The following is a 13336-nucleotide window of genomic DNA, read 5'->3' as shown; positions in this document are numbered from 1 at the left end:
CTTGCTAATGGTGAGTCAGCAAGGCGATGAATCAATCAAACGATGGTGGATTTGGAATTTCAGAAATTTGGCTGTATTCCTTACATTTTCCTTCCTTGATGAATGTGTTGCTCGACAAGGCTACCTATGTATATCCGAGTTTTGCTGTCGCGAATTGGTCAGTGGGACACTGACCACGGATGGAAAACAGTTTTAAACTGTTAAAAAAATGAGTCCAAGACTAAGTCTTGAACTAGAGACCTTTACTTTTGTCAAGCAATCAGAAAATTTAAGTTGTTTTGAGTATAAGGTACTGATGTTCAAAGTTTTAAACTCACAACTCACAACTCACAACTACTTAAACTCAATCCATTCTAGGCTACACAAGTCTTTGTTTGGTGTATCTTTTTTGGTAAAGACAAAATACAAATCTTGCTTCCCTGCCTGTGCTTGGATACTCACCGTTTGTTCGGTGTACTTATCCCAAGCCCCCGTTGGACTATACGACAATGTACTTATCACAGCGCCCGTTGGCGAACCTGTATGAACTTCCAAGGTAGCAGCCTTATCTCTCGACGAGAATTTGTAGGTCAATTCACGAATACCTTTCAAATCGATATTTTTCAATACAAAATATGAACCGTTGTGAATAAAGCCCAAACGCTTATCTTGACGACCAAGATTATGCAATTCATCGGCTTCGGCACCATAAACACGATTTGGACGCAATACCAAAGTCGCAGTTTTGTTTAAGGCAAGTATCGTTTTTGGTTTTCCTGTAGGTGCTACCAACGAACCTTTGTCGGTGTACGAAGCGGTAATCACATAGCGACCTTCTTGCTCTTTGCCTACGTGCTCTTTCAAAGATGCTGTTCCTTTTGGCGCAATACGGTTTTCAACTGGCTCTGTACCCAACGACAAGATATATTTCACCATTTCGGTAGTTTCCTCTCTCGAAAGTTGTGGGTGCGCGCTCATTTCACGGTCGCCCCAAAGACCTCCACCGCCAGTGATAATCTTGTTGGCTAATTTGGCAATAGCCGTTTTGTCATCACGGTATTTTTTGGCTACTTCCTTAAATGCAGGACCTGCCGAAGGCGCATCTAATTGGTGACAAGCTTTACAATCCGAACCTGCAATCAACGATTTTCCTAAGCTAAAGGTAGAAGTCAACTGTTGGTGACCCATTTGTGGCTCTCTACTTACTTTTGGAATATAGTTCAAAACTACCTTTACACGTTTGGGGTCAATGATTTTATCCTCTTGGTCTTTTACTTCAACCGCATATTTGAGGCTCCCAGCATTTGCCTTAAAGAAGGTACTGTTTTCGTCGGTAGAAATTGCCACATCAGGAAGTGTATTTCCCACTTTAATAGTTAGCATTTTGGTATTGCTCAATCCAGCCTGATCTTTTACGGTTAAGGATACTTTATAAATACCATTTTTCTTAAAAGTATAGCTCGGATTTATTTCGGTAGAAGTTTTGTTTGCCTCAAATTTCCACAAATACGAAAGCTTATCTCCTTTATCATAATCTATACTTTGCTCGCCACGAAATTGAACCGTCATTGGTGCCAAGCCAATGGTATCTTGTGTAATTGCTGTTGCTACTGGCGCTCTGTTGCCTCCATTAAAATCAATTTTTACCAAACGAGCATCTTCGTTATCTATGCCATATACAGAGCCGTATTCCAACATATACATACAACCATCTGGGCCAATTTCGATATCCACTGGACGACGGAAATCGCCCGATTTTGGCATGAATGGCTCCATAGATTGGTAATTTTGATTTTCATCTAATCTTACTGCAAATACCCAGTTGCGCATCCAGTCATAGATAAATAGGGCTTTGTCATAATAAGATGGCATTTTGCTTTTATTGGCTATGTTGGCATCATAATGATACACTGGCCCCCCCATAGCACAACGCCCGCCCACTCCCAATTCTGGAAACTCCGCTGATTTGTTGTATGGATACCAAATCATGGCCTTTTGGGTAGGAGGGAGGTTTTTGATACCTGTATTGTTTGGGGAAAGATTGATTGGAGCGTTGGGCTCGAATAACTCGCCCACTTTTTTTGTGGCAAAATCATATTGAAAATAAGGCTTGCTATCTCCTACAAAATAGGGCCAACCATAGTTGCCCGCTTTTTTTGCTTGGTTGATTTCGTCATAACCTCTTGGTCCTTGTACGCCATCATTTCCTGCATCCGGACCAATTTCGCCCCAATACACAATCGAGGTTGCGGGGTCTACCGAAATACGGTAAGGATTACGACAACCCATCACATAAATTTCGGGACGAGTGCCAGCAGTGCCTTTCGGAAAAAGATTACCTTCTGGAATGGTATAAGTGCCATCTTTTTCGACATGAATACGTAAAATTTTACCACGTAAATCATTGGCATTTCCAGCCGAGCGCTGTGCATCAAAAATCGCACGCCCCTCGCGAGAATCAATCGGCGCATGGCCGTTCGACTCAAACGGAACGGTATTATCGCCTGTTGAAATAAACAAATTGCCATGAGCATCCCAAGCCAGCGAGCCCCCTGTGTGCGCGCTCACCTCCAAATCTATCGGAAACTCGATAATCGATTGCTCACTTGCTAAATCAAGATTACTTTCGCTATCTACTTTGATACGAGAAATACGCTGTCTGGTTTGTTCTTTATCCTGAATCGTATAGAAGAAATACAAATAGTGATTTTCTTTGAAATTAGGGTCAATACTCATTCCCAACATTCCATTCAGGTATTTATCAACGGCTTTTACTGGAAAATCATACAACAGACGAGTTTTCTTTTTGGCAGGTTCGTATACATAAAACTTTCCTGCACGTTCCACAAAAAACACACGACCATCGGGCGCAACGGCCAATTCCATAGGTTCGTTGAGGTCGTTAGATAAGACAGTTTTGGTAAAACGATTTTCGTCAGGACGGTTTAGGGTATCCACCTTTGAAAAAACCTCAGAAGGATAGGTTGAGGTAGGTGCTGGTTGCTGAATCAAAGAGTACAAACCCAAAGATGCCCCAACAAGCACAGAAAGTTTAGAAAGTGACATAGTTTTTGATATAGTTAATTAATCTTTTAAGAAATGGCCTCAAAAGCCATAAGTTTTTTGGTTTGGGTTTAAAATTAGCGTTATCAAGCCAAAAAACTAACCTGCTTTAACGCATTTGAGCTTTTTGTTTTAGATATAAGGCAACAGGCACAAGGCAAAGAGTGTTAAAAAATGTTTTTTAGTAACCCGAGATATATTTTTGCCGAAAGCCCAAAGCTGAAAGCCGTAAGCTCAAAACTTAAACCTTATTTTGAATACTAACTTAATAGAGTACCAAAAATTAAAATTATACCCATTTGGGGAGGGAAATTGTATAGTCTGGTTTTTTGCAGAAGATTGAGCAATGAATTCCTTTGTAGAAAAGTTACGGTTGTTTATTAATGTATTTCAAGAATGGGTAATAGTCTTTTTTCAATCGCTAGCTGTTCCAAGTTTAAAAACTTGGAACGCCGAATAAGAAGCAGTCTCCGACTGCGACCTTGCTCAAAGTGAACCTACTAAAATATTCAATCTTTGCTGTTGGTTGTGCTGGTGGTGCAGTCGGAGGCTGCATTTGATTAATTGTTCCAAGTTCTTAAACTTGAAACAGCGACGTAAATTTTACCTATCCTTTCCAATTCTTGACACATTGCGTCAAGAATTGAGCTGGTCTCACTACCGTCTGCTTTGAAGATTAGATATAGCGCAAAAACAACAAAGCAAATTAGTCTACATAAAGATAGTAAAGTGAAATTTTGATACTAAATGATAGGGGTATAAATTTGTACCTTTCAGGAATAGACATAAATGTATGACTACAGAAGCCCAAATTGAAAAAAGACTACTCGAAACCCTGAGTAAACTCAAATACACTTATCGCCCTGATATTCGTGATGGTGATGCACTTATCCAAAACTTTAAAGAGAAGTTTGAAGCCCTCAACCGAGTTCACTTGTCAAATGCTGAGTTTGATAGGCTGATGGAAAAAATCATCAATCCCGACGTATTCGCAGCTGCTAAAAACCTGCGTGAGCGTGAAACCTTTATCCGTGATGATGGTACGCCTCTCCAATATACTTTGGTCAATATCAAAGATTGGTGCAAAAATGATTTTGAGGTAATCAATCAATTACGCATCAATACCCGCAATAGCCATCATCGTTTTGATGTTATCTTGCTATTCAATGGTATTCCTGTGGTACAAATTGAACTCAAATCCTTGGAGGTGAATCCTCGAAAGGCAATGCAACAAATTGTTGACTATAAAAGCGACCCGGGCAATGGCTACGGCAATACTTTGCTGTGTTTTATGCAATTGTTTATCGTCAGCAACCAAACTAATACTTATTACTTTGCCAATAACACCAACAAGCATTTTGTATTTAATGCCGATGAGCAATTTTTGCCTGTTTACCAGTTCGCCAACGAAAACAACCAAAAAATAACGCATCTCGATGATTTTGCCGAAAAGTTTTTAACCAAATGTACCATAAGCCAAATGATTAGCCGCTATATGGTATTGGTGGCAAGCGAGCAAAAACTGCTAGTGATGCGTCCTTATCAAATATATGCCGTAAAGGCTATTGTCGATTGTATTCACCAAAACCGTGGCAATGGCTATATTTGGCATACAACTGGCAGTGGCAAAACGCTTACTTCGTTCAAAACGGCTACTTTACTGAAAGATAACCCCGACATTGAAAAATGTTTGTTTGTCGTTGACCGCAAAGACCTCGACCGCCAAACTCGTGAGGAATTCAATAAGTTCCAAGAAGGCTCTGTCGAAGAAAATACCAATACGCATACATTGGTACGACGCTTACTTTCAGAGGATTATGCCGACAAGGTAATCGTAACGACTATCCAAAAACTGGGCTTAGCTCTTGACGAAAAAAGCGAGAATAACAAAAAACGAAAAAAAGATGGCAAGCAAACCTATAAAGAACAATTAGAGCCTTTGCGTAATAAACGCATGGTTTTTATTTTTGACGAATGCCACCGTTCACAATTTGGGGATAACCACAAGGCTATCAAAAACTTTTTTCCAAAAGCTCAATTGTTTGGCTTTACAGGTACGCCTATTTTTGATCACAATGCTTCTTATACTCAAATAGACGGCACAGAAGGCTCGTATAAAACCACCGAAGATATTTTTGAAAAGCAATTACACGCCTATACCATTACGCACGCTATCGACGACAGAAATGTACTGCGTTTTCATATCGACTATTTCAAAGGTGAAGGCAGTGTAAAACCTCAATCGGGTGAGTTTGTTACGCAAAAAGGTGTAGTAGAGGCTATTCTGAGCAAGCACGATGCCGCCACACACGAACGCCGTTTCAATGCTATTTTGGCTACGGCTTCTATCGACAAGGCTATCGAGTATTATCGTTTGTTTCAGGAAATGCAAGCACAGCGTTTGGCTGAAAACCCCGACTTTAGACCGCTCAATGTGGCTTGTGTGTTTTCGCCTCCTGCCGAAGGAAATAAAGATGTAAAACAAATTCAGGAGGATTTGCCCCAAGAAAAATACGATAACGAAAAAGAACCCAATTTAAAGAAAGAAGCCCTCAAGGCAATTCTGGACGACTACAACCGCCAATACAAAACCAACCATACCATCAATGAATTTGATTTGTATTATCAGGATGTACAACAGCGTATCAAAGACCAAAAGTATTCTAATGCCGATTATCCGCATCACAACAAAATTGATGTAATTATTGTGGTAGATATGTTGCTTACGGGTTTTGATTCTAAATACTTGAATACGCTCTACGTCGATAAAAACCTGAAATATCATGGCTTGATTCAAGCGTTTTCTCGTACCAATCGTATTTTGAATGACAGCAAACCTTACGGCAATATTCTTGATTTTCGCCAACAACAAGATGCCGTTGACGAAGCCATTGCCTTGTTTTCGGGCGAGGGTATCAGCCAAGCCAAAGAAATATGGTTGGTTGACCCTGCTACGGTAGTGATTGATAAATATAAAAATGCGGTTGCCGAACTCGAAACTTATATGCAGTCGCAGGGCTTGGCATGTTTACCGCAAGAAGTAAACAACCTCAAAGGCGATATGGCTCGTAGTGAGTTTATCAATCGCTTTAAAGAAATACAACGCCTGAAAACCCAAATTGACCAATATACCGATATTGACGAAACACAACAGCAAAGTATTGCCGAATTGCTTCCCGAAGACGACCTGCGGGCTTTTAGGGGTATGTATTTAGAAACAGCGAAGAGCCTCAAAACCAAGCAAGAAAAAGAAGGCTTTGAAGCAAGCCCCGAAATACAACAATTAGATTTTGAATTTGTCCTTTTTGCCTCCGCTATTATCGACTACGATTATATCATGGGGCTGATTTCAAGATATACGCAATCGACCAAACAAACCATGAGCCGTGAGCAGTTGGTAAGCCTCCTTTGCTCAAGTGCCAATTTGATAGACGAACGTGACGATATTATTGCCTATATCAATAGCCTTGAAGTGGGCAAAGGCTTGAACGAAAACGAAATAAAAACAGGCTACCAACAATTTAAAAACCAAAAAGCCCACCAAGCACAAGTAGCCATTGCCCAAAAACATGGCTTAGAAGCCCAAAGTTTGATAGATTTTGTAGCCCGTATTTTAGACCGTATGATTTTTGATGGCGAGCAACTTACCGACTTGCTTGCACCGCTTGAACTGGGTTGGAAAGCCCGTAGACTCAAAGAAATAGCTTTGATGGAAGATTTAGTGCCATTTTTAAAACACACCGCCCAAGGGCGTGAAATAGCTGGATTAGCAACGTATGAATAAAGAAACACATAATACCCTTGTACCTGCTTTACGCTTTCCTGAATTTCAGGATGAAGAGGGTTGGGAGGAGAAGACTATTAGCGAAATTGGTAAAATAATTACGGGAAATACTCCAAATACAAAAGAACGTAGTTATTATGGAGGGGAAAGATTATTTGTATCTCCTTCTGATATTGGTGAACATCGTTATATAAATCAAACTCTTACAACACTAACAGAAATAGGATATTCCAGTACAAGGCATATAAAAGCAAATAGTATCTTATTTGTTTGTATTGGTTCTACTATTGGTAAAATAGCTCAAAATAAAATAGAATGTGCGACCAATCAACAAATAAACTCAATAATACCTTTTGATAGTATTTCAAATAACTTTTTATATTCAATTCTTGAAAATATTGCACCAAGAATTGCTGAAATGGCAGGAAATCATGCTGTTCCAATCATTAATAAATCAGCTTTTTCATCTATTCTAATTTGTGTTCCATCCCTTCCCGAACAGCAAAAAATAGCCGACTGTCTTTCTTCTTTAGATGAATTGATACAGACCGAAAGCCAAATATTAGAAGCCCTCAAAACGCATAAAAAAGGCTTGATGCAGCAGCTTTTCCCTGCCGAAAGCCAAACTGTACCCCAATTACGCTTTCCTGAGTTTATGGATGATGAGGAGTGGGAGGAAAAGAGTTTGGGAGAGGTTGCCAATATTGTAACAGGGAATACTCCAAGTACAAATGAACTTAGTTACTACGGAGAAGAAAAACTATTTGTTTCTCCTGCTGATATTTCTGAACAAAGGTATATAACTCAGACTAAAACAAAACTTACAGAAATAGGATTTGCACAAACAAGGAAAGTAAAAGCCAATAGTGTTTTGTTTGTTTGTATAGGTTCTACAATTGGAAAAGTTGCTCAAAATAAAATTGAATGTGCAACTAATCAACAGATTAATTCTTTAATACCTAAAGATGATTCCTCTGGAGATTTTCTATATTCAATTTTAGAATATAAAGCATCAACATTTGCATCTCTTGCTGGTAAGCAAGCCGTGCCTATTATAAATAAAACAGTGTTTTCATCTGTTGAATTGTATTTTCCTAAAATAGCAGAACAGCAAAAAATAGCCGATTGTTTATCTTCCTTAGATGAACAAATAGCCACCAAAAGCCAACAAATAGAAGCCTTGAAAATACATAAAAAAGGCTTGATGCAACAATTGTTTCCTACGATAGATGACAGAAACACATAACCTATACTTGTTTTACTCTTAGCAGGCGAATTAATTCGCCTGCTAAGAGTAAAACAATACAATAACAATTCATGAGTCAGAATAAAATACATCAATATAAAAAACTCTCAAAACTGGCTATTCGGTTGCGTGACGACCTTAATAGTCAGGATTTTGTATTGCTCTACGCCTACAATGGCACAGGAAAAACAAGGCTTTCGATGGAGTTTAAAGACCGAGGCAAAAAGCAGCTTGGACAAGCAGATACGCTATACTTCAATGCTTTTACCGAAGACCTTTTTTCATGGGAAAACGATTTAGCCAACAATAGCGAGCGTTATTTAAAAATCAATGCCAATTCCAGCTTTTTCAATGGTTTGCGTCAACTGGCATTAGAACCCAGAATCTCTAATTATCTCAGTCGCTACGCCAATTTCGATTATCAAATTGATTACGATAATTGGCGAATCATCTTTTCTAAAGGCGATACCAGTCATATAAAAGTATCGAGAGGAGAAGAGAATATATTTATCTGGTGTATTTTCTTGGCAATTTGTGAAGTAACACTCGACGACGACCAAGCTTATCAATGGGTAAGATACTTGTATATCGACGACCCCATTTCTTCTTTAGACGACAACAATGCCATAGCCGTAGCCAGCGATTTGGCAAAGCTACTCAAACGAGGCAGAAGTCGAGTAAAGACCGTTATCTCTTCACATCATGGCTTGTTTTTTAATATCATGTACAACGAATTGAAAAAACACCCATGTAACCAATATTTTTTACATAAAAACGGAGAAGAAAGTTATACTTTGCAAAAAACCAATGATACACCTTTTTTCCATCACGTAGCCTTATTAAGTGAATTAAAGAAAGTATCAGATTCGGGTAATATCAATACGTACCATTTCAATATGTTGCGAAGTATCTTAGAAAAAACGTCAAAGTTTTTTGGTTTTGATGATTTTTCCGCCTGTATTTACGGCATAGAAGACGAAGTACTGTATGCAAGAGCATTAAACTTACTCAGTCACGGCGATTACTCGATATACCAACCCGTAGAAATGGGGCCAGACAACAAAGCACTTTTTACAAGCATATTAGAAGCATTTTTGACGAAGTATAGGTTTGAATTACCCCAACTACTCGCAGAAAACACAAGACAACAACCATCAGCATGACCGTACACGACCAACAACAATTAGGTAAAACCCTTTGGAATATAGCAGACCAGCTTAGAGGTGCCATGAGTGCCGATGATTTTCGGGATTATATGCTATCCTTTCTTTTTTTACGCTACTTGTCGGATAATTACGAAGCAGCCGCTCAAAAAGAATTAGGGTCAGACTATCCAGTATTAGACAAAGAAGACAAACGCACACCGCTAAATATATGGTACGAAGACAACCAAGCCGATATAGCCGAGTTTGAGCAACAAATGCGTAAAAAAGCACATTATGTAATAGAACCACCATATTTGTGGAGTAGCATAGCCGAGCAGGCTCGCACCCAAAAAGATGAGTTATTAGATACGCTTCAGAAAGGTTTCAAATATATTGAAGAACAATCCTTTAATAGTTCGTTTAAAGGATTGTTTTCAGAAATCAAGTTAGATTCTGATAAGCTGGGCAAATCGTATAAAGAACGCAACAAAATGCTATGTTCAATCATTCAGAAAATAGCAGAAGGTATCGCACAATTTTCTACCGATACCGACATTTTGGGCGATGCTTACGAGTATTTGATTGGGCAATTTGCGGCAGGTTCGGGCAAGAAAGCAGGCGAGTTTTATACCCCACAACCTTTGTCGAGGATACTTTCTGAGATTGTCAGCCTCGACAGCCAAGAACCACAGACAGGCAAAAGGGCGAAATTAGACAAAGTACTTGATTTTACTTGTGGTTCGGGGTCTTTGTTATTGAATGTACGCCATCAATTAGGCAAAAACGGCATAGGTAAAATTTATGGGCAAGAAAAGAACATTACCACCTACAACCTTGCCCGTATGAATATGCTTTTGCATGGTGTAAAAGATACAGAGTTTGCTATTTATCACGGCGATTCACTTTTGAACGACTGGGACATTCTAAACGAGAGGAATCCAGCAAAGAAAATAGAATTTCAAGCCATTGTAGCCAATCCACCTTTTAGTTATCGCTGGGAACCCAACGAAGTAATGGGTGAAGATTTCCGTTTCAAAAGCTATGGATTAGCTCCTAAGTCGGCAGCCGATTTTGCTTTTTTATTACACGGCTTTCACTTCTTGAGCAAAGAAGGAACAATGGCAATTATTTTGCCTCATGGTGTATTGTTCAGAGGCGGAGCAGAAGAAAGAATCCGTACCAAATTATTGAAAGATAACAACATAGATACCATAATAGGCTTGCCCTCCAATTTGTTTTTTTCAACAGGGATTCCCGTTTGTATTTTGGTATTGAAAAAATGTAAGAAATACGACGATGTGCTGTTTATCAATGCCAGCGAGCATTTTGAAAAAGGCAAACGCCAAAACAACTTATTGCCAGAGCATATTGATAAAATTATTGCTACTTATCAATACCGCACTGAAGAAGAACGCTATGCTCGAAGAGTTTCGTTGGAAGAAATAGAGCAGAATGGCTATAATCTCAATATATCTCGTTATGTAAGCACAGCTATAGCCGAAGAAACCATCGACTTGCAGGCGGTTCATCAAGAATTGGTAAGCCTTGAGCAAAAAGCCCAAGAAGCCAGAGCAAAGCATAATCAATTTTTGAAGGAATTGGGTTTGCCAACGATATAATATCCTGCTATACTAGTTCAAGACTTAGTCTTGGACTCATTTTCTTAACAATTTAAAACCGTCTTATAGAATAAAGTGAAAAAGTCCAAATAACTAAAAGACAGATGCTCGTTATGTCTATTAATTAACGGTTAGAACATTTTTTGAAAAGCCTCAATTTGTCATTTCAGAATCATTTTATAAACTATGCAAATAGGTATTGTATATAAAATTGGATTAGCGAACTAAAATTAAAAGTTCGTTGAGCTCAAATTAGGGCAGTTATAGCTGTTATTCTCTTCTAACGGGATTTGAGAAATATGCTCTTAGAAAAATTCAATCTAGCAATTTGGGCGATAAAGTTGCAGAAAACTTTTCGAAAGATTTGAAAGATGAGTTTACTTTAAGGAAAGGTTGCTATAAAACAAATATGAAGTATATCAAAATGTTTTAGGAATACTTCTCATCGAATCATACAATTAGTCACCAAGCTGGTGACTAATTGTATGATTTTATTGCGCACATACCTTTGTATATTGTAGAACTTAAAAATAAATCTAAATTTTTCAATTCAAGAGGGTCAATTGATAAAAATTCCCTAGCTGTTCCAAGTTTAAAAACTTGGAACGCCGAATAAGGAGCAGTCTCCGACTGCGACCTTGCTCAAAGTGAACCTACTAAAATATTCAATCTTTGCTGTTGGTTGTGCTGGTGGTGCAGTCGGAGGCTCCATTTGATTAATTGTTCCAAGTTCTTAAACTTGAAACAGCGAGAGAGCCAATTTCATCAAATCGAAATATGAAAGTCATTTACAAAATAACTTATCCCAATGGTAAGATCTATATCGGTAAAGATTTGACTAATACGCTAACCTACTTTGGAAGTGTAAATAGTAAGTTAGTTGAAAGTGATTTTTCCTTGAAGGAAAGAAAAGATTTTACTATTCGGAAGGAAATTCTTTGGGAATCTGACACAGCGACTGATAAAGAGGTAAACCAAAAGGAAATAGAGTTTATCAAACTGTATGATTCTAATAATCCTTTGGTTGGGTATAATCAATGGCCAAAGTACAGAAAAAATTAGCAACCTAGCTGTTCCAACCTTAAAAACTTGGAACGCCGAATAAGAGGCAGTCTCCGACTGCGACCTTGTTCAAATTGAACCTATATAAAAGCTCCGTAGGAGCGACAGTTTGGTAGCAATAATTTTTGAGAATAACCTTTTTTGAGCGCCGTAGGTGCGACAGAATTCAAGATAGTTGTCTTCCTGTCGCACCTACGGCGCTTATGAAAAAAGATGGATTTCCCCTCGCTGTTCCAAGCTCTTAAACTTAAAATAGATAGGGGGGAATGTCGATAAGGTTCAGGCTAAAATTCTAATCAAGCTTTTCAAAAACAACCTATTTGGTTAATTTATCGGCAGAAAGTGTACTATTATTTTGTACATATCTTTGTCGCTCTAGTTGTAATTTTTTCTGCAATTTTAGTTGCATGGCTTTTGAAAATCTGATTTGATTATTCAGCACACGAATCTTTTTTCGGTATTGCTGATGTAGTCCAGTGATTTTTGAGGTAAAATCCGAAATAAGAAAGGTATTGCTTTCTTGGCATTGTTTTAATTGGGTGTCGTAGTCGTTGAGGCTAATCTTATATTTGGCAAGCTCCAAACTATCCAGCTTTACGGCATCGGCAAGATAGTTTACCTTTTGATTCAACTCTGTGAGCTTATGTGATTCTTCATCAAACTTATTGATAAGAATATAGGTCTTTTCTCTCAAACTCGACAGTTCGCCTTCTGTATAAACAAGATTTTTTGATAGCCTATCTTTCGATGACTGGAGTTTTTCGAATTTGGAAGTGCTTACACATGAGTATAAAAATAAGTTCGCAATCAATACAAACTTGATACTTTGAGATGTTTTCATATTCGTTTAAATTTTAACTTAAATAGATGATATATCCTTGAAAACTAAATCATTAATGTCTTGGAATATTCTGTAAGCTTCCAGATTTAGGGCTGTAGAATATCAAAATTAAAAATGAATGGAAAGGATAAATAGCATTGTTGAATAGTGTCTGTAATTTTAGGGTTTTACTAGTTCAATACTTTTGCATTTTGTGTAATTAATTTGAAGGTAATAGGCATCAGGCGCAAGGCAATAGGCACAAGGCAACAGGCACAAGGCAAAGAGTGTTAAATAGCTATGTGTTGCCGACTGCCTATGGCTGATAGCCGTTTATTTTGAGCGTATTATCGGGTCGTCAAAAACTCCTTTTTTCTTTATCTAAATGCCTAAAGGCACAAGACAACAGGCAAAGAGTGTTAAATAGCTATGTGTTGCCGACTGCCCATAGCTGATAGCCTAACGCCTAATGCCTACCGCCTAATGCTTAAAGCCTACCGCCTACCTATAGCTGTTTCAAGTTTAAAAACTTGGAACGCCGAATAAGAAGCAGTCTCCGACTGCGACCTTGCTCAAAGTGAACCTACTAAAATATTCAATTTTTGCTGTTGTTTGCAC

At 38.4% G+C, this 13336-nt stretch carries 8 protein-coding genes; 6 read left to right on the top strand and 2 right to left on the bottom strand.

Annotated features, from left to right (window positions below):
* On the top strand, positions 1-196 hold a 196-nt coding region (locus ACOVQ4_RS21935), incomplete at its 5' end, for a hypothetical protein (RefSeq protein ID WP_421822726.1).
* 137 nt (positions 197-333) lie between these two features.
* On the opposite strand, the gene ACOVQ4_RS21930 is transcribed toward ACOVQ4_RS21935, so the two are convergent.
* Positions 334-3045 carry a PQQ-dependent sugar dehydrogenase gene (locus tag ACOVQ4_RS21930; protein ID WP_421822725.1) on the bottom strand — a complete coding sequence of 904 codons (2712 nt, stop codon included), beginning with the start codon at positions 3043-3045 and terminating at the stop codon, positions 334-336.
* Between the two features lie 790 nt (positions 3046-3835).
* On the opposite strand from ACOVQ4_RS21930, the gene ACOVQ4_RS21925 reads away from it, so the two are divergent.
* The 5 genes from ACOVQ4_RS21925 to ACOVQ4_RS21905 all read left to right on the top strand — a co-directional run bounded on the left by ACOVQ4_RS21925 (position 3836) and on the right by ACOVQ4_RS21905 (position 11898).
* Positions 3836-6826: a type I restriction endonuclease subunit R gene (locus tag ACOVQ4_RS21925; RefSeq protein WP_421822724.1), complete on the top strand. Its 2991-nt coding sequence runs from the start codon at positions 3836-3838 to the stop codon at positions 6824-6826.
* Entirely contained in the window at positions 6819-8072 is a 1254-nt protein-coding gene (locus tag ACOVQ4_RS21920; protein ID WP_421822723.1) for a restriction endonuclease subunit S, read from the top strand. Before ACOVQ4_RS21925 ends, ACOVQ4_RS21920 begins: the two co-directional genes overlap by 8 nt.
* Positions 8073-8143: 71 nt before the next feature.
* Positions 8144-9235 (top strand): AAA family ATPase, encoded by a 1092-nt coding sequence (locus ACOVQ4_RS21915; protein ID WP_421822722.1) that lies wholly within the window; start codon positions 8144-8146, stop codon positions 9233-9235.
* Entirely contained in the window at positions 9232-10836 is a 1605-nt protein-coding gene (locus ACOVQ4_RS21910; protein ID WP_421822721.1) for a type I restriction-modification system subunit M, read from the top strand. The genes ACOVQ4_RS21915 and ACOVQ4_RS21910 overlap by 4 nt, the downstream gene beginning before the upstream one ends.
* A 777-nt stretch (positions 10837-11613) precedes the next feature.
* Entirely contained in the window at positions 11614-11898 is a 285-nt protein-coding gene (locus tag ACOVQ4_RS21905) for a GIY-YIG nuclease family protein (RefSeq protein ID WP_421822720.1), read from the top strand.
* A gap of 316 nt (positions 11899-12214) precedes the next feature.
* Here ACOVQ4_RS21905 and ACOVQ4_RS21900 read toward each other — a convergent pair whose 3' ends face one another.
* Positions 12215-12739, bottom strand: coding sequence for a hypothetical protein (locus ACOVQ4_RS21900; protein ID WP_421822719.1), 525 nt, complete (start codon positions 12737-12739; stop codon positions 12215-12217).
* Positions 12740-13336: the final 597 nt, after the last annotated feature.

This window comes from Flectobacillus sp., from assembly GCF_049240685.1.
Classification (GTDB): Bacteria; Bacteroidota; Bacteroidia; order Cytophagales; family Spirosomataceae; genus Flectobacillus.
This window is presented reverse-complemented; position numbering and strand designations above follow the sequence as displayed.

Excerpts from the sequence above, each read along its gene's own strand:
- ACOVQ4_RS21930 (WP_421822725.1), bottom strand. The coding sequence starts at position 3,045 with ATGTCACTTTCTAAACTTTCTGTGCTTGTTGGGGCATCTTTGGGTTTG.
- ACOVQ4_RS21910 (WP_421822721.1), top strand. The coding sequence starts at position 9,232 with ATGACCGTACACGACCAACAACAATTAGGTAAAACCCTTTGGAATATA.
- ACOVQ4_RS21905 (WP_421822720.1), top strand. The coding sequence starts at position 11,614 with ATGAAAGTCATTTACAAAATAACTTATCCCAATGGTAAGATCTATATC.
- ACOVQ4_RS21900 (WP_421822719.1), bottom strand. The coding sequence starts at position 12,739 with ATGAAAACATCTCAAAGTATCAAGTTTGTATTGATTGCGAACTTATTT.
- ACOVQ4_RS21915 (WP_421822722.1), top strand. The coding sequence starts at position 8,144 with ATGAGTCAGAATAAAATACATCAATATAAAAAACTCTCAAAACTGGCT.
- ACOVQ4_RS21920 (WP_421822723.1), top strand. The coding sequence starts at position 6,819 with ATGAATAAAGAAACACATAATACCCTTGTACCTGCTTTACGCTTTCCT.
- ACOVQ4_RS21925 (WP_421822724.1), top strand. The coding sequence starts at position 3,836 with ATGACTACAGAAGCCCAAATTGAAAAAAGACTACTCGAAACCCTGAGT.